Origin of the sequence: Kribbella sp. NPDC050470, from assembly GCF_044458365.1 — a bacterium.
Taxonomy (GTDB): domain Bacteria; phylum Actinomycetota; class Actinomycetes; order Propionibacteriales; family Kribbellaceae; genus Kribbella.
This window is the reverse complement of sequence record NZ_JBITHV010000025.1, coordinates 1-22672: the sequence shown is the minus strand read 5'-3', so window position 1 is coordinate 22672 and position 22672 is coordinate 1. Positions and strand designations below refer to the sequence as shown.

The following is a 22672-nucleotide window of genomic DNA, read 5'->3' as shown; positions in this document are numbered from 1 at the left end:
CATGGACTACACGAACCTGTTCCGGCTCGACGGCAAGCATGCGCTGGTGATCGGCGCCGGCAGCGGCATCGGTCGCGAGAGCGCGTTGGCGCTGGCCGCGCACGGCGCCCGCGTGACCTGTGCGGATCGGGACTTCGCGGGAGCCAAGGAGACGGCGGGGCTTGGTGACGGGTTGACGCCGTACGCGCTGGACGTGCTGGACGATCCGGCGATCATCCGTGCCGCGGGCGAGCTCGAGCCGGTCGACGTACTGGTGTTCACCGCTGCGACCAACGTGCGGAAACGGATCCTCGACTACACCGGCGAGGAGTTCGACCGGGTGGTGTCGCTCAACCTGCGGGCGTCGTTCCAGCTGATCCGTGCCTTCGGCAAGCAGATGGCCGAGCGGGGGAGCGGCAGCATCATCGGGTTCAGCTCGATTCGCGGTACGACGGTGGAGCCCGGCCAGTCGGTGTACGCGGCCACCAAGGCCGGGCTGGTCCAGATGCTGCGGACCGCGGCCGCCGAGCTCGGCCCGAACGGCGTCCGCGTGAACGCGGTCGCCCCCGGCGTCGTCGAGACCCCGCTCACGGCCCAGATCAAGGCGAACCCGGCCTGGTACGACGCCTACGCGCAGAAGGGCGCGCTCGGCCGCTGGGCCCGCCCGGACGAGCTCGCCGGCGCCGTCGTCTACCTCGCCTCCGACGCCGCCAGCTTCGTCACCGGCAGCGTGATCGCAGTCGACGGCGGCTGGACCGCGGTCGACGGCCGCTTCGACCCACCGAACTAGGAGCTTGCATGAGTCTTGCCGACCTGAGTGCGACCGAGCTGCTGTCGAAGTACCGCGACCGTTCGCTGTCACCCGTCGAGGTGATCGAGGATGTGCTCGCGCGAGTCGAGCAGCTCGAGCCACAGATCTGTGCGCTCTACGCGCTCGATCCGGCCGGCGCCCGCGAGGCGGCTCTTGCGTCGGAGCGGCGGTGGCTTTCCGGCGATCCGGTCGGTGCGCTGGACGGCGTGCCGACGACGGTGAAGGAGAACATCGCGACGCGAGGGATCCCGGTGCCGCAGGGCACGGCGGCGACCGAGTTGGTGCCTGCCGCCGAGGACGCGCCTGCCGCGGCCCGGTTGCGCGAGGCAGGTGCCGTGATCTTCAGCAAGACGACCATGCCGGAGTACGGCATGCTGTCGTCCGGCGTCTCGACCTTCCATCACCTGACGCGCAATCCGTGGGACCTGTCGAAGACGGCCGGCGGTTCGAGTGCGGGGGCCGCCGCGGCTGCGGCAGCCGGGTACGGTCCGCTGCACATCGGCACCGACATCGGCGGCTCGATCCGGCTCCCAGCCGGCTGGTGTGGCCTGGTCGGGCTGAAACCGACGCACGGCCGGATCGCAGTCGGCAACCCGTACCCCGGCCGCGCGATCGGACCACTCACCCGTACTGCGTCCGACGCGGCGCTGGCCTTGTCGGTGATGACCGGCTACGACCCACGTGACCACACCTCACTGCCGATCCCGTCGGACAGCTACGAGGCCACCGTCGACGGACTGCGGGTGGCGTTGCTCCTCGACGCCGGCGTCGGTCTGCCGGTCGACCCCGACGTGACCGCGGCTGTCTCGGCGGCGGCCGCCGTACTGGAGAAGGGCGGGGCCGTCGTCGACCTGATCGACCCGATCATCACGCGCGAGATGCTCGACGGGCTGGACAGCTTCTGGCGGGTGCGGTCGGCGGCGGACATCGCCGCGCTGCCCGAGGACCGGCGGGCCAAGGTGCTGCCGGAGATCCGGTCCTGGGTGTCGACGGCGGGCGACCTGTCCGGGTTCGACGTGTTCCACGGGTACAGCCAGATGGGGGCGATGGCGGCGGCCGTGACCGCGGTGTTCCGGTCGTACGACGTGATCCTGTCGCCGGTCGCGCCGATCACGGCCTTCGCGGCGGAACTGGCGTATCCGACCGGCGATCCGTCGAAGCCGTTCGAGCACATCGGGTTCACGGTGCCGTACAACATGTCCGCGCACCCGGCGACCACGGTGAACGTCGGGTGGTCGGCGTCGGGGCTTCCGATCGGGGCGCAGGTCGCCGTACCGCATCATCGGGATCTGGTTGCGCTTGCGCTGGCGTCGTACCTGGACAGCCAGCAGGCCGAGCGGCGAGACTGGCCGACGGGGTCCGATGGACAGCTACGACGAGGTGACGACACCCCACGCTGACCAGCTACAGCGCGGGTTGATCTCGCACTGCTACCGCATGCTCGGCTCCATCACCGAAGCCCAAGCGGTCGCCGCGCGGTCTTCCGACCTGGCGGATGCCACGATCGCGTGTCTGTCCCAGGCCGGCGAGCGCCCGTTGCCGACCGACCTGGCTGCCGCCAGCGACGACCCCGAGGGCGAGCTCCACCAACTCCCCGAGGTGCTGTGGCTCGAGCCCATCCCGGACGACCTGACCGACGGCCGCCCGATCGGCATCGAGTACGTCGCCGCACTCCAGCGGCTGCCCGCCCGGGAACGCGCCGCTCAACTGCTGCACGAGCTCGAAGGCTGGTCCCCGAACCGCATCACCGACCTCCTCGGCCCCGTCTCCCGGGTCCACCTCAGCCCGCAAGCGCATCCGCCGCCCGATCCTGTCCTGCTGGCGGCCTACCGCGAGGCCTTCGAGCAGTACGACGTACCGGCCATCACCGGCTTCTTCACCGACGACACGGTCTGGGAGATGCCGCCGTTCACCTCCTGGTTCCGCGGCGCCCGCAACATCGGCCGGCTTATCTCCACCCACTGCCCCGCCAAAGGCCCCGGCGACCAGCTCCTCGTCCCCCTGAAAGCCAACGGCCAACCCGCCTTCGCCGTCTACATGCGCGACCCCACCGACAACGTCCACCGCGCCTTCCAGCTCCAGGTCCTCACCCTCACCGCCACCGGCATCATCCACGCCATAGCCTTCTTCGACCTGACCCTCTTCGAAACCTTCAACCTCCCCGACCTCCTCACCACCCTCCCCAAATCCCCCCACGAGCCCCAACCCACCCTCCACGTAGGCCGAGCCGGCAAACACCAGGACTAGCGGACCACGGCGTCGAGCTTGGCGACCGCCTTGGCCGTGAAGCGGAGGAACTCGGCGTCGGACATCCCGCCGGCGTCGAGGTGCAGTACGGTGCCGTCTCTGACGACGTACGCCCGGTACTGCGCGAGAGTCTGGTTCTCGAAGGTCAGGTCGAACCGGATGGCGACGCCGTCGGCCAGGCCAGGCATCGGCAGTTGCCTCGCCGTGACGCTTGCCGAATCCGTCTGGTACTTCGGGGTTATCTTGAAGCTGTCGCACTGAGCCAGGGCGTCTGTCACTGTCTTCACCAGCGGCAGTTGATCCTTCGGCCAGGACCAGACGTCCTCGGAGAGGGTCTTGCCTCTGGGATCGGTGAAGAACTGACCCCTGACGGCCGTTGACGGTTTACCCAGGTCGGCGACTGCGTGACGCGTGGCCAGACAAGCCGGTGGGTCGTAGTCGCCTGCGTGTGCCGAATCACCAGGGCGTGGATCCACTGCCGTGCCGCCGTCCCAGCCCCTCGGCATGTCCCGCACCGTGAGCGCTGCTTTCAGGGCTTGTGCTTCGGACAGCGGCACAACAGTTTCCGGTGGCGCGCTCTGAGGTGGTGGGTCCCCGTCGCACCCGGTCAGAGCAAGTACGCAGGCAACAGCGAGCGCTACCTGTCGCATGCTTTCCCCCGCTCGGTTGGTTCAGTGCCCCGTCGATTGGCTTAGTAGTCGCCGTACACCTGGACCTTGGTGCTCGTCCCTACTGCCTCTGCTTTGTTGGCTATCAGTAGTCGCCGTATACCTGGACCTTGGTGCCGATCGGGGTTTCCTTGAAGATCTGGGTGATCTCCGGGCGGGTTACGCGGACGCAGCGGTGGCTGGCGGGGTAGGGCCTGACGAGGGAGTTGACGCGGGAGCCGTGCAGGGCGATGCCGGGGCGGTCGCGGAGGAAGTAGAGCGAGTCGTACATGTACGACTCCGGGTAGAGGCTGCTCTCGTGCGCGCCGGCCCACTTGCGCCAGACCTTGCCGGTGCGGTTCGGGGTTTCGTAGCCGGGGGCACCGGTCGAGACCCAGACGATCCGCTTGTAGGCCTTGCCAACGATCTGGTACGCGACCTGGCACGTCTTGTTCACGTAGATCCCGGGCTCGCGCGTCGGCACCGGCTTCCGGGCGGCGTTGAGCACCGAGTATGCGTCGGCCAGGGTGAGGCCCTTGCGGCTCACCGGCATCCCGTGCGTCTCGCGCCACGCGCACAGCGCCTGCTTCGCTCGCACGGTGATGTCACCGTCGACATCACCCACCGGGTACCCGAGCTTGTCGAGTTGCCGCTCCACCCGCAGCGCGTAGTACTGCGGCTTCTGCTTCACCTTGGGCTTCGGCGTAGCCGTCGTCGGCTTGGCGGTCGGGGTGGCCGACGGAGTGGCTGACGGCGTGGCGCTCGGCGTGCTGGACGGCGTACTGCTGGAGGAGGACGACGGGGTGTCCGAAGGACTGGACTCGCTCGCAGCCACGTCGGAACAGCCGACGAGAACGAACGACAGTACGACCGAACCGGCAACGAGACCACGTCGACGAGACACGATTTCCCCTCTCCCTCAGCATTGTCAGAGTCGCAGAACCGCGCTGCTCGAGCCTGCAACGAAACGCCGAGACTAGTGCTCCAAGGGGTTCCCCAGCCGTGCCGTTACCCACCCCGTCACCGAACCGTTGCCGACCACCCACCAAAAGCAACACCCCTGTACCAGTACCCATCCCGCCCCTTCCCACCCGCCAGGCACCTCAGCCAGCCCCCACCAATCTAGTTGCCCACCGCTCCTAAACCCCGCAGAGCGGCTACGCCGTCCAACAACCCCAGATCACCCAATGCGCTACGGCGGACCACAGCCCCAGGCCGCGGGGTGCGGTGCGCCGGACGACTGCCGGAGGTCGCGGAGTGCGCCACGGCGGACTGCTGCCCCAGATCAGGGAGTGCGGAACAACGGACCATGGCTCCAGGCCGCGGAGTGCGGGTCCGCGGGGCTACTGCCGCATGTTGCGGGGGTGCGGTGCGGTGGACCAGAGCCGCAGGTCGCGGGGTGCGGTATGCCGGACCACGGCCCGAGGCTGCGGGGTGCGGTACGGCGGACTACAGGCCCAGGTCGCGGAGGAACTGGGGCTTGTAGGCCTGCATGACGACGTACCGGGGGTCCGGCACCTCCATGCCGGCATTCTTCGCCGCGTCGCTGGCGGCGTCGTGCTCGCCGACCGGCACCTCGGGGTCGGCCCACTCCTGCTCGGCCGCGTTCCACCGGGTGATCGTGTACTCGGCGGAGAGTTTGTCCTCGGCGACGAGGTCCTTGACCGTGCGCTGGGCCTCCTGCGCGTCCTCGAGGGTGTGCGTGTAGAGCAGCATCCGGTTCCCGTCCCGGGTGACGGTCACCTGGCGGCCGAGCCGCTTGCGCGCGTCGTCGTCCAGATCCAGTGCCCGCAACCGCTCCCAGAACGACAGACCGTGCTCATCGCTCCCGAGCTCGACCTCAACCCGAAACTCCTCATCCGCCATGCCACTCACCCTACCGACCACACCACCCCGCCGTCCCGCCCGGTCGTCCCGTCCACAGTCCCGCCCGGTCGCCACCCCCGTCGTCCCGGCCGGTCTCCACACCCGGTCGTCCCGCGCCCGCCGTCCCGCGCGGTCGCCGCCACCCCGGTCGCCACGCTCCGAGGTCCCGCTCGGTCGCCACGCTCCGAGGTCCCGCTCGGTCGCCACACCCCGCCGTCCCGTCTGGTCGTCTCGCCCAGCCGTCCAGCGCGGTCGCCATGTCTGGTCGTCTCGCCCCGCCGTTCAGCGCGGTCGGCACGCCCGATCGCCACGCGCGGTCGCCGGGCCGGGTCCCCACGCCCCGGTCCCACGCCCCCGGTCCCCACGCCCCGGTCCACGCCCGATCGGCCCCCACCTATCTCGGAGTAGGGAGTCGAGTGCGGATCTCGCCGATCCGGTTCGTCCTGCGTTCTCCTGGCTGTTTGGGTGCCCAGCTCTGCCCAGGCCGCCCGCGTGCGAGAGGCGGGAGGGGAGAATGGAGGTTTTTCGATCGACTACAGTTCTTAGTCATGGAGCTGAGGCATCTGGAGCACTTCGTCGCGGTGGCCGAGCAGAAGCACTTCACCAGGGCCGCCGAGGCGATGTCGATCTCGCAGTCCGGCCTGTCCGCCTCGATCCGCGCCCTCGAACGTGAGCTGCGCGCCTCGCTCTTCGTACGCAACACCCGCAGCGTCGAGCTCACCGAGGCCGGTCGCGCCCTGCTCTGCGAGGGCCGCCGTGCCCTCGCCGCTGCCGAAGCGGCCAAGGACGCGGTCGCTGCAGTGCAGGGGCTGCTCCGCGGTCACCTCACGGTCGGGCTCGAGCAGTGCCTGGGCGTGGTCGACGTACCCGCGCTGCTGGCCAAGTTCCGCTCCGCTTATCCCGGCGTGGAGATCGAGGTACGCCAGGGCGGCTCGACCCCGATGCTCGACGAACTCGCCTCCGGCCGCCTCGACCTCGCCTTCGTCGCTACCGCCGGAGACCCGGTCGACGGCCTCGACCTCCGCCCGCTGTCCAAGGAGTCGATGGTCCTCGTCTGCGCCCCCGACCACCGGCTCGCCACGGCGACCGCGGTCTCCCTGACCGACCTCGCGGGCGAGTCCTTCGTCGACTTCGACCCGACCTGGGGCGCCCGTTCCATCTCCGATCGCGCCTTCGCCGCCGCCGGCGTCGCCCACCCCGTCACAATCGAGGTGAACGACGTACACACCCTTCTGGCCCTGGTCGCTCACAACCTCGGCGTGGCCCTCGTACCCGAACGCATCTCCGCCAAGCGCGGCGACCACGCCACCGTCCCGCTGGTCCCCGGAAGCGCCGCCGACTGGCAGGTCTCAGTAGCCGTCCCTACCAGCCCCGCCGCCTCCCTAGCCGCCGACGCACTTATCGGCATGCTCCCCACTACCGCCGTCCACGCGTAGCACGACTCCTGGCAGGCAGTCACCCGCAACGCAGGTTCACGACGCGGGGCTCCAAGCCGTCCCCGCTTAGTGGGAGCTCTCGTACTGCAGGTCGCGATGCTGCGGCTTGAATCAGTCGCGGTTTGGTCAGTGCTCACGCGTGCTGCAGGTCGGCGACCCTGAGGCTGTAAGCCGTCGCAGCTTTGAGGCCGCTCATGCGTCCTGCAGATCGCGATGCTGCGGCTTGAATCAGTCGCGGTTTGGTCAGTGCTCACGCGTGCTGCAGGTTCGCGGTGCTGAGCCTCTTAGTCGTCGCGGCTTGGTCGGCGTCACGCGTACTGGAGGTTAGCGACCGTGATCCGGCCGTCCGTCACCGTGAAGTCGTAGTGCGCTCGCCAGCCCTCGGAACCCTCGGGTGCCCAGTGCACCAGCAACTTCTGCCCGTCGGCCCGCTGCTCGACCACCTCGACCACGCGTAGCGTGCCGCCGATGACCTCGTTGCGCGCCCAGATACGAATCGCGTCGTGCCCGGCGATCGTCCGCGACACGTCGACGATCCGCCCATCCGGGTGGAACGCATTCACCAGCCCGTCGAGATCACCCCGCCCAACCGCATCCACGTACGCCTGAGCCGCCGGCATCACTGCCGGCCTCCCGGCTGTCCCCGAGGCGGTTGGGCCTGCGGGAGTTGGGGCTGAGGTTGTCGACTGGGGGATTGTCGGCTGGGCGACTGTCGGATTGTCGGCAATCGGATCGTCGGCTGACGATGCCCCGCCTCCGCACGCGGTCAACAAGAGGATTGCCGACAATCCGACGACGAGCGGCCTCACCGGGCGTCCTGGAGCAGGGTCGCGCCGACGGGCTCGATCCGCGCGAGTACGGCGTCGACGCGAGCCAGCGTGTCCGGATGCAAGGTGATCTCGGCCGCGGCCAGGTTCTCCACGATGTGCGCCGGCGTACGGCTGCCCGGAATCGGCACGACTGCCGGATCCTGGTGAAGCAACCACGCCAACGCCAACTGACTCCGCGTGATGCCAAGATCCACGGCCAGCGCTTGCAGTGCGGCGTACGACTGATTGTTCGCCTGCAGACTGTCGGCACCGAACCGCGGCGCGTTGTTCCGGAAGTCATCAGCGCTGAGCTTCTGCACGGTCCCGGTCAAGAACCCAGCCCCCAGCGGACTCCAAGGTACGACGCCCACGCCCAGCTCCCGCGCGACCTCAAGAAGCTCCGGATCCACCGGCCGCCACATCGACCACTCGGTCTGCACAGCAGCGATCGGATGTACGGCGTACGCCCGCCGCAGCTCGTCCGGTGTCACGTTCGACACCCCGAGCTGCCGAACCTTGCCGTCAGCAACAAGCTCGGCCATCGCACCGACAGAGTCCTCGATCGGCACCTGTGGGTCGGGGAAGTGCAGGTAGTACAGGTCGATCACGTCGGTCCCGAGGTTGCGCAGGCTGTCCTCGGCGTACGTCCGGATGTACTTCGGCTCCGCGTTCACCAGCAGTTCCTCGAACGCGAACCCGACCTTGAGCGGATGGGCCTGCGCGCCATCAGCCAGCTTGAGACCGAACTTGGTCGCCAGCGTGATCTCCGAACGCCGGCCACGGATCGCCCGCCCGACCAACCGCTCGTTGTGGCCGGCATCGCCGTACGCGTCACTGGTGTCAATGAACGTCCCGCCGTTGTCGATCGCCGCCTGCAGTGCCGCGACCCCGCGGTCGTCGTCGATCTCGCCGTACATGCCGGGGGAGAGCACCATCGCGCCGAACCCGATCGCCGGCACCTGAAGTTCGCCAAGACTGCGAAGTGTTGTCATGGCTTCAGCTTTGGTCCGGGTCCGCGGCGCCGTCCAAGACCTGTTGGTATAACCATTGGTTATGGACGCCCACCTGCGGGAACTCCGGTACTTCGTCGCCACGGCCGAGGAGCTGACCGTGACAGCCGCGGCCGCCCGGCTGTTCGTCTCGCAACCCGCGCTGTCCAAGCAGTTGCGAGCACTCGAACGCCGCCTCGGCTTCGATCTGTTCGTCAGGCTGCCCCGCGGCCTCGCGCTGACGGACCAGGGGAGCGCGCTGCTTCCCGTCGTACGCACGATGCTCGAGACCTGGGACCGCGGGTACACCGAGGCGCGCTCACTCAGCCATCCTCAGCAACTGATTGTCGGAATGCAGACAGCCGTCGGTCGCGACCTGCAACGCCCAGCCGTCGCCCGTTTCCGCGAACGCGCACCCGGATGGACGGTCTCGCTGCGGCTTGTCGGCTGGGACGACCCCACCGCCGGCCTGGCCGATGGCACCAGCGACGTCGCCTTCCTCTGGCTCCCACTCGGCCTCGACGACATCGCCACCCGAGTCCTGGTCCGCGAACCCCGCTGGGTCGCCCTCCCCGCCGGGCACCCCTTGGCCGACCGCGACGACATCCCGTTCGCCGAATTGCTGAACGAACCTTTCGTCGCCCTCCCCGCAGCAGCCGGTCCGTTGCGCGACTTCTGGCTAGGCCTGGACGCCCGCGCCACCCCACCAACAATCGCCGCCGAAGCCACCGCCGCCGACGAAGTCCTCGAACTGGTCAACGCAGGAGTGGGCGTAGCCCTCATAGCCGAAGGCAACGCCCACCTCTACGAACGCCCCGGCCTGGCGTTCCGCCCGGTCCCGGACCTTCCACCCGCCGAGCTGGCCATCGCCTGGCGCCGCAACGATCGCCGCGACATCATCCACCTCTTCACCGACTCGATCGAATGAGACTCGTGCAGATAGACATGGCTCGATAGCGTCTTCTCATGGCGCGGAAACCCGATCCCCAGGTGCCGGCTGAGATCCTCGAGCAGTTCAAGCAGCTCATCGGCGGCCTGGATTCCAACGACCTACACGGACTGCTTCCGCAGGTCCTGGCGGCAGCTGGCGTCGATCCGTTCACCAAGACACCAGTGCAGTCTCGCCGACGACCACGCCGCGACGACGTGGTCACCTACCGGGTGCGCGTCGACCTCGCTGGGACCAAGCCCCCGCTGTGGCGCCGGCTGGAACTCGCCTCAGACATTTTCTTGAACGAGTTCCACGACGTCATTCAGACCGCCTTTGGCTGGACTGACAGCCACACTTGCACGAGTTCGCCTCGGGCAAGGATTTCTACCACGCCATGGCCGAGCACTACCTTTGCCCGTTCCAGGCCGACGAGGGCGAGCCCGGCGTACCCGAAGCCGACGTACGCCTCGACGAGCTACTCGCGAACCCTGGAGACAAGCTGTTCTACCTGTATGACTTCGGCGACGGCTGGATGCACGTCATCAGGCTCGAATCCGTGCACCCACGGGATGCTTCCGCCCCTCGGGCTGTCTGCACCGACGGCCGGCGTTCTGGCCCGAGCGAAGACTGCGGCGGGGTGTACGGCTACGAGCTGATCACGGCTGCTCTCGATCCCGCTCATCCCGAGCATGCTGAGGCGGTCATCGACTATGCGCAGATGTACGGCGACGTCGTCGAGCCTGGCCACGCGCCGATCCCGTTCGACCGCGACGAGATCAACCACGCGCTGGCCCGGCCCGGTCAAGGTGAAGCAGATCTTCCCGGACCGCTCGGCGAGCTCGCTGTCTCGCTAGGCTCGGTCGCCGCGAGATGCCGCTTCGAGCAGCTGATCGAGGATGCAAAGCTGGACGCCACTGTGGTGATAGACGCGGATATCGCGGCGCGAATGGTCTCGCCGTACAGCTGGCTGCTCGATCGTGTCGGAAGTGACGGCATCAAGCTGACCAGTGCCGGCTATCTGCCGCCACACCACGTCGAAGCGGCAATGGCAGAACTCGGGTTGAGTGATCAGTGGATCGGCAAGGGCAACCGCGAGATCCAGACCCTGCCGGTCCTGGACCTCCGGGAAACGGCGCAGGCCATGGGCCTGCTGCGCAAGTACCGCGGGACGCTCGTACTCACGCCGCGGGGACGTGCCGTCCGCGATGACCCGCTCGCCTTGTGGTGGCATCTGGCCGAGAAGATGCCACCAGCCTCCAAGGACGCCTGCGAAACCCAGGCCGGACTGATCTTCCTGACCGCCATTGCCGCCGGGTCGGCCGAGGACGCGGACACGACGGTTGCCGTGCTACTCACCGCGATCGGCTGGGGGAGCCTGGATGGGACGCCGATGACACGATGGATGGCGAACGACGCCGCCTGGGACACCAAAGCGGTCCTGCGTCGCCTCGGCGCTCTCGTCGGCGACCCCAGCCACCGCAGGTCGGACATCGCCACACCGGAGGGAGTGACGTTCGCCCGGGCGGCCCTGCGCACTTGGCCCGGAACGACCTGACCCGGCGGCCGGCCGTCGTACCGGCTCGTCACCTGTACGACGGCCGTGAGCCACTACCAGGCGTAGTCCTCGGGGGCGGTCTTGTAGCCCGGGAAGATTTCGTCGAGGCGGGCGAGGGCCTTGTCGTCGAGCTTGATGTCGACCGCGCGTACGGCGGATTCCAGCTGCTCCATCGTCCGCGGCCCGACGATCGGCCCGGTCACGCCCGGCTGGTGGAGGAGCCACGCCAGGGCGAGCTCGCCCGGCTCGTGGCCGAGCTCGTCGGCGAACGCCTCGTACTGCTCGATCTGCGGACGCAGCTTCTCGAGGGTCTCCTTGGCCCGGCCCTCCAGCCGCCGTACGCCCTCGTTCTCCTTCCGGATCACGCCGCCGAGCAGGCCGCCGTGCAGCGGCGACCACGGGATCACGCCGAGCCCGTAATGCTGAGCCGCCGGCAGTACCTCACGCTCGAGGTCGCGCACGATCAGGTTGTACAGCGACTGCTCGCTCACCAGGCCGGTGAAGTTGCGCTTCTCCGCCGCGGCCTGCGCCTGCGCGATGTGCCATCCCGCGAAGTTGCTGGATCCGGCGTACAGGATCTTCCCCTGCTGTACGGCGACCTCGATCGCCTGCCAGATCTCCTCCCACGGAGTCGCCCGGTCGATGTGGTGGAACTGGTACAGATCGACGTAGTCCGTCTGCAGCCGCTTCAGGCTCGCGTCGAGCGCCCTGCGGATGTTGAGCGCCGACAACTTGCTCGTGTTCGGCCAGTCCGCGCCCATGTCGCCGTACACCTTGGTGGCGAGCACCGTCTTCTCACGGTTCTTGGGATCCTTCGCGAACCACTCCCCGATGATCTCCTCGGTCCGCCCCGGGTAGATCGCCCGCCCGTACCCGTTGGCGGTATCGAAGAAGTTGATCCCCTTCTCATGCGCCGCATCCATGATCGCGTGCGCATCCGCAACCTCGGTATGAGGCCCAAAGTTCATGGTCCCCAACACGATCCGACTGACGTTCAGCCCTGTACGCCCAAGATAAGTGAAGTCCATACCCCCACCCTCCCGCGCACCCGCCCACACTTCCAACAAAAGAATCAACTCAAACGCATCACTCAACCTTCTGAGTCGGGATCAAGGAAGGTAGTGCGGGCGGGCATCAGCGGTCGGTCAGCTGGGTGATCGCCTCGAACACGACCTCGGTGGCCCGCGGAGTGGCAACCACATCGACGAGGCGGACCGACGGGTACTTTCTCCAGCCGGCGGCGCGTGCTTCAGCAAGCTTGGGCTTCAAGGCTGGCAACGCTTCGAGCCTTCGTCGCTGCAGCGTCGATCCGCGCGGCGATCCTTAGCCCTGCGTCGGCATCCCTTCGGTCGATCATGTCGCCGAAGTAGAAGACCAAGTACGCCCTGCTGGTCGGGCTGTTCGAATTGAAGTTCAGTACCCAAGCGGCAGTCGGACGGCCTTCGATCTCGTACCAGCCACCGACGCCGGGCGTAGCTCCTCTACCCCAAGACGGCTTGACGCCTCGCGCATCTACGTCCGCGAGCAGCCTCTGACCAGAGCGATCTCCGGAGCAGTACACCGCGCTCGCGTCGCCTCCAGGAACGACTCCCGCGTCCACTGATGCCCGCTGACGTTCTTGGCGCCAATCGCGGCGGTCGTCCTGCCGACCACTCGAGGAACATAGGCAACAGCCGTGCTGGCAACGAATTGGCGAAGCTCCACACCGAGAACCTCGGCCGGACTCATCTGCTCGTTGAGAAACTCGATCACTCGCACGAGCTCCGGCGGCAGTACGTCTGCGACGAAGATCATGCGGATGCGTCCGGCGATGAGGTTCGAGTCCACCGCGGACCAGAACTCGTCCGGCTCCAGCCCAGGTCGCAGCTCGCCGAGCAAAGCCCCGACTGTGGTGTCCTCCGCCGTGGCCCGACCTTCGAGCGCCTTGAGCAGAACGAGTTCGTCTCCAGCCTTCAAGAAGATCCCAGTCGCTCCCACCGCCACCTCCCCAATTGAAGCCCAGGCTAGACCTGGAGATCGCTCGAGTGGGAGTTCTCAGCACCTTCTCGGAGGCGTTCAGGCGACGACGGAAGCCGCCTGGAAGACTTCGGTGGGCATCGGGTGGGTTAGTTGCCAGGTGATAGCGATGGGGCGGCTGCCGGTGTGGGTGGTATAGGTCGCTGAGCCTAGGAATAGGTACGGGGATGTGCCTAGGTCGGTGCGATTGTGTTGGCGGGCGAAGATGAGGATGTTGGTATCCAGCGCACGGTGGTTGAGGTAGCGCTGGCCGGTGGGGGAGTCGACGGAGGTGTTGCTCTGAGACTCCCAGTGGAAAAGCGTCGGACTTATCGCGTAGTCGCGGTACATCGTTGTGGGGGAGTAGTCGGCTTCGGACTTTGTCAAGGTCACGAGGAAGGCGTCGACCTTGCGTTGCTGCTCGAACAGGACGCCGGACTGGAAGGTGCTCGGTCGGCGTTTCAAGTTTGCGTAGTCGAGCGCAGCAAGGATCTCCTCACGCTGATAACGCGCGTGGACCCGAAGCGGCAGATCGCTCAGTCGGCCGGACAGTCGCAGGGTGCGGTGGCGAGCATGATCCATCGCGAAGTCGATAACCTCGATCAGTTCATCGCGCAGGGCCGACTCTCGCTGGAGTGCGTTGAAGCCGTCGGAGTAGGAGGCGAAACCGCCACCATCCGGCCAAAGCGAGAAGAAGAGCATTCGGGCGAGGGAGCGCTCCGTCGTGCCCAAGTCGTCGTACGACGGTGCGTCGTCATGAAGCAGCCGTCGGTAGGTGAGGAGGCGCTCACGGTCGTCGACATGTGCGAGTGCACGGACGCGTCGCAGGAGCGTGGCCTCGTGGTGTGAGCCCTCGCGGGTACGCAATCCTGCTTCGCGGCGTAGGGCGGTCCAGCTGCGGCCGGTTCGTAGGACGTCGCTGAGTTCGGTGCCCGACTCCTCGAGGAACGTCGGCAGGTTCTGGTCGCCGTGCGCTCTGAGCTCGCTGACCATGTCTCGCCACCGACCAGCCACCTGAGTACGGAGATTGGAGAGCACCACGTCCTGCGCGACCTTGTCTAGGACGATCTGACAACCAGCCGGGAGGAACGGAAAGCCCTGCTCTACCTGGCGTTCCAGGCCCTTGCGGGTATCGCCAGTCAACGCGCGGAAACGCTTGTCGAAGCGGAACTCCTTGCGCTGATGACCGACGAAGTCGAGTGCAGTGAGAACGGGCTTTCCCTCTGCCTGGCGTAGACCGCGGCCCAGTTGCTGAAGAAATACCGTTGGGCTCTCGGTTGGGCGGAGGAATAGGACCGTGTCGACTTCAGGGAGATCGAGGCCTTCGTTGAAGAGATCGGCAGCAAACAGAGCGTTGACTCGGCGCTCTTTCAGGTCGCGCAAAGCCGTATCGCGCCCGGCCGTCGGCGTCAGTCCGGAGACGGCGCGGGCCGGGATTCCCGCCTTGGTGAAGACTTCGGCCATGTACTCGGCATGCGCGACCGAGACGCAGAAACCAAGCGCTCTCATCGCCCGCACGTCAGTCAGTTTGTCTTCGACTTCGCGCAGCACGATGGCGGCGCGGCGGTCGTTGCCGGTGTACAGCTCCTCGAGCTGTAGTTCGTCGTACCGGCCGCGCTTCCACGTCAGGTCGGCGAGGTATGTGCCGTCGGCGATGCCGAAGTAGTGGAACGGGCAGAGCAGGTCAGCTGAGAGTGCGTCCCACAGCCGCAGCTCGACGGCTGTTCGACCGCCGAAGTAGCTCTGAAGATCGAATCCGTCAGTACGCTCAGGCGTCGCGGTGAGCCCGAGCAGCTCTCGAGGTTGAAGGTGTCTGAGCAAGCGTCCATAGGTTGGTGCCGCAGCATGATGGAACTCGTCGACGACGACAACGTCGAACCAATCCGACGGCATCGTCGTCACGTCGTACGACGTCAGCGCCTGAACAGATGCAAACACGTGCCGCCAGCGCTCCGGCCGCGTACCGGAGTGATACTCCTCGCCGAACGATGCATCAGCTAGGACTTCTCGGTAGGTTCGCAGGGACTGCTGCAGGATCTCTCGGCGATGCGCGACAAAGAGGAGAGACGGTGCCGGCTCACCCCGCTTGGCTGCGGCGTCACGAAGGCGGCGATAGTCGAGTGCCGCGATCACTGTCTTGCCTGTTCCCGTTGCTGCCACCACCAGGTTGCGGTGCCGATCGTGCACCTCGCGTTCGACCTCGATCTCCTCAAGCATCTCGGCTTGATAAGGCCGTGGTCGCACCTCGAGGCCAGCAAGCGAGATGGTGACCCGATCCGATGCGGTCCGGTTGCCCAGTGCGGCTAGGGCGTCATCGAGTCGATCGCGGTCGCGTTGCGGGTCGTAGAGCTCGAACGTTGAGTCGTTCCAGTAGGTATCGAAGGTTGCGCGGAACTTGTTGAGGAGGTTCGGTGTAGCGATTCGCGACAGCCGAACGTTCCATTCGATGCCATCTAGCATCGCCGCTCGGGACAGGTTCGAAGAGCCGACGTACGCCGTGTCGAAGCTGGTGTTGCGTCGAAACAGCCAGGCCTTCGCGTGGAGTCGGGTTCTCAGTACGTCGTACTGGATCTTCACCTGGGCGCCGAAGTCGTTGACCAGCCGATCGAGCGCTGGCCGATCGGTAGCACCCATGTAGGTGGTCGTGATGACGCGGAATGGGGCGTCGCGGAGTCGGAGTCGTTGCAGCTCCGGCTCGAGCAAGCGAAGTCCGTACCACTTCACAAACGCGCAGATCAGGTCGACCTCATCCGAGGTGTCGATCTCTGCGCGGAGTTCAGGTCCAAGCGACGGCTCGCCGTGGGCATTGGTGAGCAAGGCTGCGTCAGATAGTGGCGTGCTCGGACGGACGCCGCCGAACGAGTTGGCACCTGGCGCCGCTGGGGGATGCAGCGCATGCAGTTGCCGCGGTTGGCCTTCGGGGAGTGAATCGCTGTGAGCCGCAAGCTGCTGTAGCAGGTCGTTGATCAGCGCAACTCGTTGGCCCTGATCTCGCGTACTCGCCAATGCGCGCAGTACGGCGTCCTGCACATGCCGAGCGAGGACCTCCGGCTGGTCGGCATCGTCAATGCTGTGCAGTACTGCGACCTGCCCATCCGCCTGGCTGATCGCCTCAAGCAGACCGTTCGTGACCAGTGCGTCGTAAATCCCTGGCTCCATCTAGCTATCACCCCTCGCGAAGGAGCTTGCCAGACCGCGCCGACAATCCATGACGTTCCACCGAGCGTGTCCTGTACCTCCTCCATGGGCTGACCGCTAAAGTCCTTTGTGATCGCGGTAAGGCGTCCCAGACGCACCGACGCTCCCCTTCGATGGGGGAGGTCGGCTGGATGTGGCCTGGCGATCCAGGAGCCCAAAGGATGGCTCGCGGCCGTGGTGATGTGCCGCTCTTCAGTGTCTGTTCGTCGCCCAGAACCTCGCGAACGCAGGCCGGGCGTGACGGACTGTCCAGTTAACCCACTAGTTTGGAGAGCAGCGTGAATGACTTGGCCGAAGTACGCGCCAGACGGGGGCGCAACCCGCACTTCGTCAACGTGGACGTGGCCCAGCGAGAAGTCGGCTACCTGGAGCTGTCTAGCGCCGGCGAGATCGTAAAATCCGTGGTGCACGAGGAGACAGATCCCGGCCATCAGGCCTTGATCGACGATCTGTGGCGTCTGGCGGCACCGTTCGTCAGCGCAGCCGCAGACTGCGCGGCCCCACGGCAGCAGTGATTTTCTGCGGTAGGCGTACCTCGCCCGGGTGCGCCTACCGCAGATGCTGGTGCAGTTAGTCCAGCAGGTAGGCGTTGATCTCTTTGACCTCGGCGGCGAGTTCCGGGAATTCGAGCACCTCGGTGCCGGCGGCCTCAAGGATCTCCACGCCCTCGCAGTCGACGAAGATGGAGGGTTCTCGCCAAGCCAGGACGACTCGGGGGATGCCCGCGGCAAGGATTAGTTGGGTGCAGGTTTGGGGGCGGGATGCTCGTTGGCTGCAGGGCTCGAGGCTGGTGTAGATGGTGGCTGCGCGGAGGCGGGGGTCGTCGGGGGCGATCTTGGTGAGGGCGATTTCTTCGGCGTGGTCGTGGGGGTCGGTTTCGCGGGAGTAGCCGGTGGCGAGGACTTCGCCTTCGGCGCTGACGATGATGGCCCCGACACAGAAGGCGGTGGGGGAGGGCGGGCAGGATCGGGAGAGGTCGATCGCCTGTTGGAGCCGAGCGCGATCGTCAGGCTTGGACATCGCTGGTGCTCCTCGGCAGGTAGCGGAGAAGGACGACGTCTCCGATTTGCTTGACCTCGGCGAGGTTCATCCGGTGAGAGGGACTCTGCGGGAATGCTGCGTCGCCCACGAATCGGGGAGCGCTGCTGTCGCCCACGAAGAAGGGGGCGATGACGAGGTGGATCTCGTCAGCGAGGTTGGCGGACAGGAATTGGGTATGCATGGTTTCCGCCGCCCTCGACCATGAGGCGCTCGATGCCGCGGTTGGCGAGGTCGTCGAGGATGAAGCCGAGCTCGACCGTGGCGCCGGCATCTACGAGTGCTGACCTGGTCGACGGATTCTGTGGTCTTGTCGACTGCCGACGTTGGGACGTAGACCACCTTCTCCACGTCGCCGGTGCTGAAGAATTTCGACGAGGGATCAAGATCCCCGCTGGCGCTGATGGTCACCTTGACAGGAGATTCAGTCAGGCCGGCATCTGACCGTTGCTTGCGGCGATCGTCCGAGCGAACCAGAAGCCGAGGGTTGTCCCGGCGGATCGTGTTGGCGCCGACGAGGATGGCATCGACTCCGGCACGTACCTCGTCGACCCTGTCGAAGTCCTCGTCGTTGGAGAGGAGGAGACGCTCGTCTGTGGGGTCGTCGATATAGCCGTCGATCGACGCTGCCACCGACAGCAGTACGTAAGGGCGCTCAGTCACGCGGATCTCCTTGCTCGGACTCGACGAGGTTGTCGATCATGTACACGAAATCATCCGTCACTCGCTCGACCGCAGTCGGTTCGGCATCGCCGTCGAGTTCCGCGCAGGCGGTGAGCGTTGCCCGAGTGGCCTCGGCCATCCAGCTCGAGAGCCGAGGAACTCGGAGAGTCTGATGGTAGATCGCCTTCGCCGTGCCGCCGCTGGCGCCAAGGGGCAGGATTCGCTTGCCCATCGACATGGCGAGGTCCGCCTCTGCTTGGGTGCCACCTCCACCGCCGACGATGACGACATACTCGGCGTCGAAGATCACATTGCGGCGGCCGAAGATCGCAACTGCTCCGCGCAGTCCCGGCGGTTGATAGTGATCCGCGATGTGCGTGATCACCTCGATCCCGATGCCGATCGGACCATGGTTGACGAGTAGGCGTCGGATCATCACCAGGCGGGCCAACGAGCGCACAGCCGCGTCGATGATCCGAGAATTTGTCTCAGGCGCTCTGCTGCCGCAAATCGCGATCCGCGCACTTGACGAGTCAGATCCATCGACTCGCATGCGAGTTGGTTCGGCGGGCGCCGCCATGCTCCTTGCGAGTTCTCGTTCGTCGCGGATAGGCGAGACGAGAGCATCTGCCGGTGCCAAACCCATGAGGATCCGCGCGTTGTCAGGCATCTGAAGGCCCTCCGCGATGCGCGTCAGCACGTTGATGTCGGAGACCTGACCGTGGCGCGTGCCCCGTATCCAGTTGGATACATATGATCGGTCGTGCTCGGTCAGAAGGGCGAGCTGAGTCTGAGTGCAATCGTAGAAGTCGATCAGATAGCTCCGAAACAGCTCGGCGATTATCGCCGTGCCAACGCGACCTGTACGTCGGCCTTCTTCCAGAACGAGACCGGCACGGTGCCTGGATCGAACACCCGTCGACGAGTCACAGACCTCCCCAAATGCGGACCTCCACCCACTGAGCGTAGCGGCGTGCTCCCAGGGTGTGGGATGAGTCCACGGGTTGAGTCAATTTCGCGCAGGCGCAGTCATCGCCAGCATGAGTTCGTCGAGCCTCGACAATCGACCAGCTGAGCAGCGGGGGTCGGTGTGCTGGTCCTGACGCCCGCGCCGGCCCCCGCCTTCCACGTGAGGAAGCCACATGTCCGTCGTACAGCAATTGAAAGAGCAGCTACACCACATGTCCATGGAGGCCAATCGAGCGGCCGGCAGCCTTGGCGGCTTCCAGAACAACTTCGGCCAGAGCAGTGCACAGGTCCAGGCCCTGATTGCGGGATCGGCTACCAGAACTGATCGCGATATCTGTGAGTTGCTGGATGCGGCCGGCAAGGCCGTCGGTGACGCGGTCCAGGCACTACAGATGGCCGCGGCAGGCTGCGCTAGTTACGCGCATCAGATCTAGGTCGAATGCCCTCCGAACTGCAGCGGGTTGCCCGGGGACTGATCGAGTGCCTCGATCAGGTGCCCTCGATGGTGAGCTATCTCCAGCGGCTCGCTGCGCAGTGCCGAGACAACGCGTCATTCATTGCGAACCATCTGTCTGGAAACGCCGCTGCTCGGCAGGCGGCATACCAGCTAGCAGCCGCGGCCGATGCCTGCGAGCGGGCGGCGCATCTGGCCGCTGGGACGCCTCCGAAGGCTCGCGGGTGGGCGGATCTAATGGTCAGCGGTGAACGAACGGTCCCTGCTCGACCGAGCTCGACACGACCAGGCACACCTGATGGACCGGCTAAGCCGAGCGTGCCGATCATCGAGTTGTCAACCGAGGAGCCGGATCACAAGGAGCTTCTGAGCAGGCCACCGCCTGACAGCACCATCAGGGTCGATGAACAGTTTCTTTACGACACCGATCGCGCCGGTCGTGTGGTTCGAGCCAAGGCGGTGCTTGATGTTCTCGACTTGAAGCATCCTCGTGACACGAGGGCACAGCGGGCTCTCGATGACAAGCTTCCCGGCGACCATGCTGGGCACATCTTTGCCAGGATCTTCCGCGGTCCGATCGGCAAGATGAACCTGACGCCGATGGTCGGCAACAGCGTCAACCTGAGTGCGTACAAGAAAGCTGAGAACGCGTGGCGAGCGGCGCTGGAGGCTGGTTCGGAGGTCGAGGTGCAGATTGACCTGGTGTATCGCTCCGACAAGAATCGTCCAGACTTGATTGCCGTCAGGTACTCGATCGACAGTGTTGTGACGCAGCTGACCATCCGGAACGCCCGGCAGGGCAGACGAGGAAACACAGATGCCGGTTCCTGATCAAGCAGCTTTGGAGACCATCGGGTCGGCCATGGTGGAGGTGGTTCCCGAAGGGTGGGCGAAGGCTTCGCTGAAGGTTTCTGCGGTGGCGGCGACCATGGAGACTCAGCTGGCGGTCGAGATGCTGGATGGGTCGGTTGATGCAGGGGCGAGCATCGATGTCGACGCGCAGATGGCTTGTGACGACCTGCGCGATGCGATGTACGAGGAAGGTAAGGGGACCTGGTACAACGCGGTGTTCAGCGTGACCCCAGGCGGTGGTCTCGAGGCTGAGTTCGACTACGACACGCCGCCGTTCGAGGGTGGTGGGACGCCGGATCTGCTCGAGGATGACCAGCGCGCGTATCCACGCGACGCGGCGCACCTCCCCGCCTGGCATCCGTCCCGGGCAGAGGTCTGACGGCCGCGTCGATTCGATCAATCAGCAGGGCGGGCCGGTTGGCCCGCCCTGGGTTTGTTTGGTCAGTTGTGGTGGTGGTCTAGTTGGGCTCGGATTTCTCCACCGGGGAACGCGCTGCTGTGGACGTTGGCGTAGGTGGTGCCGTTGCGGATGGCTTTGACGAAGTCGTCGAATTGGCCGGGGAGTAGGGATTGTCCGGCTGGGCCGATGATGTCGGCGGGGCGGATTGTGCCGGTGATTGTGGCGGGGGCCGCGGGGCAGGGTTGGGTGCCGGCGGGGCCGTTGCCGAGGTTGGTGCAGAGGAAGACGCTGATGCCGCCGCTCTGGGCCTTACCGCCGAAGTGGATGTGGGCCTGTGAGACCGTGCCTTCCAAGGCGGAGTAGCTGAGGCGCCAGGTGATCCGGTCGTTGCGGTCGTCGATCTGGGCCTGGAACCGGCCGGTGCCGTCCGTCGAGATCGGGGCCGGGTCTTCCTCGTAGCCGGACAGTTGTTCGCGGACCGTATTGCCCGAGTCGTCACGGCCTGCGGTCGCCACACTGCCCGATGCCGTGGCTACTACCCCGATCGCAATGGCCGCAGCCAGTAGATGTGCTCTTCTTGCCACCATGTGCTCCTCCCTCACCGAGGCGTACGTCGATGGTGTGACTGTCGTCACACTCCGATGAACGGTGCGGAGGGCCGGGCGGTTCAATTGGGGCGCCGATGAGGTATGCGCCGGTCACAGCTCCCGGATGGCCAGTAGCTGCAACACGTCCGGATGGATGAGCGGGCGGTACTGCGTCATTGCGACTTGGGCAGCTCGGAGTCGTCGATCGGCTTGCTGAGATCGAGGCCGAGTTCGGCGGCGACGTCCTCGATCGGGACCGAGGGCTGCGGATTGGCAAGGCGATGGCGGACGACCGAGTAGCTGGAGTCGAAACCCTCCTCGTCGGTGGCTACTTCTACGAGGGCGCGCCAGACCTCGAAGGGGATGACGACGGCCTCGGGCTGGCCGGCGTCGCCGAAGATCAGCGGTTCGACCTCACCGGAGCGGAAGAGCTCCAGAAGGTTGGGCAGGTGCTTCGAGGCATCCGCGGTCGTGAGGACCCGGACGCGGTCGCCGTTGGGGAGGAGGTGCTCGGATTCCATGGCAACAGCCTAGGAAGGATGGCTGGTGTCTCGCCGGAGTTATCCACAGGGTTCTGCGTGACCTTGTTGGCGCGGTTTAGGCGGCGCGGTGCAGGTTAGAGGTCTCGGATGGGTGGTGTGCCGCGGCGTGGGGTTGTAGGTGGGCGTTGGGTTGGCGATCGCCCGGCCGCGCGGGCGGGTGCGACGCCTGAGGCGGCTGCGAGGGCCTTGCGGAGGTCGGGTGGGAGGGGCTGGCGGATGGGGGCGATGCCGGCTGGCTGGGCGGTGGCGCGCGTCGTCCGCGATCTCACGCCAGTCTCGCGGCCGAGGCGGCGGGCCGCCTCGTCAAAAGGGCGGTCGTCCTTGCGATGCGCGAACGCGACGACCTCGCGGTACGGCGGGCCGCCGTCGTCGGACTCGAATTCGCGGTAGATCAGTCGGTGCGACGGGCCGAGCTCGATGTTGTGGCGCGTCTCGGGGACGACGTCGAGCTTGATCTCGGCGCAGTCGCTGAGGTCGTGCCGGCGGTGCCCCAGCCGCTTGCCATCGAAGTCTTCCTCACGGCCATCCGCCACGGCGCGGAGCCCTTGTTTCAGGGCCTGGAACTCGCGGTGGCGCAGGCCGCCAGGCTGTTGGGTCTTGGCTGCTTGGCTTAGCCTGGATCCACCGATGGTTTGAGGTGAGTTGGGTGGGGTGTGCGTGCCGTAACGCGAGGATGCCCTTGCGGGCTGGGAGATTGGGACTTG

The 22672-nt window shown here is 66.3% G+C and carries 25 protein-coding genes and 2 pseudogenes; 11 read left to right on the top strand and 16 right to left on the bottom strand.

Translation table 11 applies throughout. The annotated features are described in order from the left end of the window. Position 1 precedes the first annotated feature (1 nt). The 3 genes from ACIBGM_RS44595 to ACIBGM_RS44585 are packed head-to-tail and all read left to right on the top strand — an operon-like array spanning position 2 to position 3037. A complete protein-coding gene (locus tag ACIBGM_RS44595; protein ID WP_396389026.1) occupies positions 2-769 on the top strand; it encodes an SDR family NAD(P)-dependent oxidoreductase in 768 nt (255 codons plus the stop codon). Positions 770-777: 8 nt separating this feature from the next. After that, positions 778-2190 carry an amidase gene (locus tag ACIBGM_RS44590; RefSeq protein ID WP_396389025.1) on the top strand — a complete coding sequence of 471 codons (1413 nt, stop codon included), beginning with the start codon at positions 778-780 and terminating at the stop codon, positions 2188-2190. Then, complete coding sequence (locus ACIBGM_RS44585; RefSeq protein ID WP_396389024.1) at positions 2153-3037, top strand: hypothetical protein; 885 nt, start codon at positions 2153-2155, stop codon at positions 3035-3037. The genes ACIBGM_RS44590 and ACIBGM_RS44585 overlap by 38 nt, the downstream gene beginning before the upstream one ends. Here ACIBGM_RS44585 and ACIBGM_RS44580 read toward each other — a convergent pair. The 3 genes from ACIBGM_RS44580 to ACIBGM_RS44570 all read right to left on the bottom strand — a co-directional run bounded on the left by ACIBGM_RS44580 (position 3034) and on the right by ACIBGM_RS44570 (position 5550). Beyond that, positions 3034-3324 carry a hypothetical protein gene (locus ACIBGM_RS44580; protein ID WP_396389023.1) on the bottom strand — a complete coding sequence of 97 codons (291 nt, stop codon included), beginning with the start codon at positions 3322-3324 and terminating at the stop codon, positions 3034-3036. The genes ACIBGM_RS44585 and ACIBGM_RS44580 overlap by 4 nt on opposite strands. 466 nt (positions 3325-3790) lie before the next feature. After that, positions 3791-4588 (bottom strand): L,D-transpeptidase, encoded by a 798-nt coding sequence (locus tag ACIBGM_RS44575; RefSeq protein WP_396389022.1) that lies wholly within the window; start codon positions 4586-4588, stop codon positions 3791-3793. Positions 4589-5133: 545 nt separating this feature from the next. Further along, positions 5134-5550 (bottom strand): hypothetical protein, encoded by a 417-nt coding sequence (locus ACIBGM_RS44570; RefSeq protein ID WP_396389021.1) that lies wholly within the window; start codon positions 5548-5550, stop codon positions 5134-5136. Positions 5551-6098: 548 nt separating this feature from the next. Here ACIBGM_RS44570 and ACIBGM_RS44565 point away from each other — a divergent pair. Continuing rightward, positions 6099-6986, top strand: coding sequence for a LysR family transcriptional regulator (locus tag ACIBGM_RS44565; protein ID WP_360527385.1), 888 nt, complete (start codon positions 6099-6101; stop codon positions 6984-6986). A gap of 308 nt (positions 6987-7294) precedes the next feature. Here ACIBGM_RS44565 and ACIBGM_RS44560 read toward each other — a convergent pair whose 3' ends face one another. Next, entirely contained in the window at positions 7295-7606 is a 312-nt protein-coding gene (locus ACIBGM_RS44560; RefSeq protein ID WP_360527388.1) for a nuclear transport factor 2 family protein, read from the bottom strand. Positions 7607-7791: 185 nt separating this feature from the next. Then, entirely contained in the window at positions 7792-8787 is a 996-nt protein-coding gene (locus ACIBGM_RS44555) for an aldo/keto reductase (RefSeq protein WP_396389020.1), read from the bottom strand. A gap of 61 nt (positions 8788-8848) precedes the next feature. On the opposite strand from ACIBGM_RS44555, the gene ACIBGM_RS44550 reads away from it, so the two are divergent. The 3 genes and pseudogenes from ACIBGM_RS44550 to ACIBGM_RS44540 all read left to right on the top strand — a co-directional run bounded on the left by ACIBGM_RS44550 (position 8849) and on the right by ACIBGM_RS44540 (position 11270). Next, a complete protein-coding gene (locus tag ACIBGM_RS44550; RefSeq protein WP_396389019.1) occupies positions 8849-9712 on the top strand; it encodes a LysR family transcriptional regulator in 864 nt (287 codons plus the stop codon). Between the two features lie 38 nt (positions 9713-9750). Further along, positions 9751-10059: pseudogene (locus ACIBGM_RS44545) on the top strand (hypothetical protein); the annotation flags it as partial. 11 nt (positions 10060-10070) lie between these two features. Beyond that, a complete protein-coding gene (locus ACIBGM_RS44540; RefSeq protein WP_396389018.1) occupies positions 10071-11270 on the top strand; it encodes a plasmid pRiA4b ORF-3 family protein in 1200 nt (399 codons plus the stop codon). Positions 11271-11323: 53 nt separating this feature from the next. Here ACIBGM_RS44540 and ACIBGM_RS44535 read toward each other — a convergent pair whose 3' ends face one another. The 4 genes from ACIBGM_RS44535 to ACIBGM_RS44520 all read right to left on the bottom strand — a co-directional run bounded on the left by ACIBGM_RS44535 (position 11324) and on the right by ACIBGM_RS44520 (position 16424). After that, positions 11324-12298, bottom strand: coding sequence for an aldo/keto reductase (locus tag ACIBGM_RS44535; RefSeq protein WP_396389017.1), 975 nt, complete (start codon positions 12296-12298; stop codon positions 11324-11326). Between the two features lie 106 nt (positions 12299-12404). Further along, the gene (locus tag ACIBGM_RS44530; protein ID WP_396389016.1) at positions 12405-12548 is read right to left on the bottom strand and encodes a hypothetical protein; all 144 of its coding nucleotides are present in this window, start codon (positions 12546-12548) and stop codon (positions 12405-12407) included. Between the two features lie 234 nt (positions 12549-12782). After that, entirely contained in the window at positions 12783-13247 is a 465-nt protein-coding gene (locus tag ACIBGM_RS44525; RefSeq protein ID WP_396389015.1) for a hypothetical protein, read from the bottom strand. A gap of 78 nt (positions 13248-13325) precedes the next feature. Continuing rightward, positions 13326-16424: a DUF3427 domain-containing protein gene (locus ACIBGM_RS44520; RefSeq protein WP_396389014.1), complete on the bottom strand. Its 3099-nt coding sequence runs from the start codon at positions 16422-16424 to the stop codon at positions 13326-13328. A gap of 317 nt (positions 16425-16741) precedes the next feature. On the opposite strand from ACIBGM_RS44520, the gene ACIBGM_RS44515 reads away from it, so the two are divergent. After that, on the top strand, positions 16742-16978 hold the full coding sequence (locus ACIBGM_RS44515) for a hypothetical protein (RefSeq protein WP_396389013.1): 237 nt from the start codon (positions 16742-16744) through the stop codon (positions 16976-16978). 55 nt (positions 16979-17033) lie between these two features. Here the strand turns inward: ACIBGM_RS44515 and ACIBGM_RS44510 are convergent, their stop codons facing one another. From ACIBGM_RS44510 to ACIBGM_RS44495, 4 genes and pseudogenes are all read right to left on the bottom strand, one after another. Next, entirely contained in the window at positions 17034-17483 is a 450-nt protein-coding gene (locus tag ACIBGM_RS44510) for a deaminase (RefSeq protein WP_396389012.1), read from the bottom strand. Further along, the gene (locus ACIBGM_RS44505; protein ID WP_396389011.1) at positions 17470-17685 is read right to left on the bottom strand and encodes a dihydrofolate reductase family protein; all 216 of its coding nucleotides are present in this window, start codon (positions 17683-17685) and stop codon (positions 17470-17472) included. Before ACIBGM_RS44505 ends, ACIBGM_RS44510 begins: the two co-directional genes overlap by 14 nt. 167 nt (positions 17686-17852) lie before the next feature. Next, positions 17853-18134 (bottom strand): annotated as a pseudogene (locus ACIBGM_RS44500) (RibD family protein); the annotation flags it as partial. Between the two features lie 22 nt (positions 18135-18156). Beyond that, positions 18157-18864, bottom strand: coding sequence for a hypothetical protein (locus tag ACIBGM_RS44495; RefSeq protein ID WP_360527448.1), 708 nt, complete (start codon positions 18862-18864; stop codon positions 18157-18159). A gap of 442 nt (positions 18865-19306) precedes the next feature. Here ACIBGM_RS44495 and ACIBGM_RS44490 point away from each other — a divergent pair, with 442 nt between their 5' ends. From ACIBGM_RS44490 to ACIBGM_RS44480, 3 genes are all read left to right on the top strand, one after another. Next, on the top strand, positions 19307-19567 hold the full coding sequence (locus ACIBGM_RS44490; RefSeq protein WP_360527451.1) for a hypothetical protein: 261 nt from the start codon (positions 19307-19309) through the stop codon (positions 19565-19567). Positions 19568-19905: 338 nt separating this feature from the next. After that, positions 19906-20418, top strand: a complete 513-nt coding sequence (locus tag ACIBGM_RS44485) for a DNA/RNA non-specific endonuclease (RefSeq protein WP_396389010.1) — start codon at positions 19906-19908, stop codon at positions 20416-20418. Next, positions 20405-20818 carry a hypothetical protein gene (locus tag ACIBGM_RS44480; RefSeq protein WP_360527457.1) on the top strand — a complete coding sequence of 138 codons (414 nt, stop codon included), beginning with the start codon at positions 20405-20407 and terminating at the stop codon, positions 20816-20818. The genes ACIBGM_RS44485 and ACIBGM_RS44480 overlap by 14 nt, the downstream gene beginning before the upstream one ends. A 62-nt stretch (positions 20819-20880) precedes the next feature. Here the strand turns inward: ACIBGM_RS44480 and ACIBGM_RS44475 are convergent, their stop codons facing one another. From ACIBGM_RS44475 to ACIBGM_RS44465, 3 genes are all read right to left on the bottom strand, one after another. Then, a complete protein-coding gene (locus tag ACIBGM_RS44475; protein WP_360527460.1) occupies positions 20881-21426 on the bottom strand; it encodes a CHRD domain-containing protein in 546 nt (181 codons plus the stop codon). A gap of 173 nt (positions 21427-21599) precedes the next feature. Next, the gene (locus ACIBGM_RS44470; RefSeq protein ID WP_396389009.1) at positions 21600-21947 is read right to left on the bottom strand and encodes a hypothetical protein; all 348 of its coding nucleotides are present in this window, start codon (positions 21945-21947) and stop codon (positions 21600-21602) included. Between the two features lie 95 nt (positions 21948-22042). Further along, positions 22043-22501, bottom strand: a complete 459-nt coding sequence (locus tag ACIBGM_RS44465) for a hypothetical protein (RefSeq protein WP_396389008.1) — start codon at positions 22499-22501, stop codon at positions 22043-22045. Positions 22502-22672: the final 171 nt, after the last annotated feature.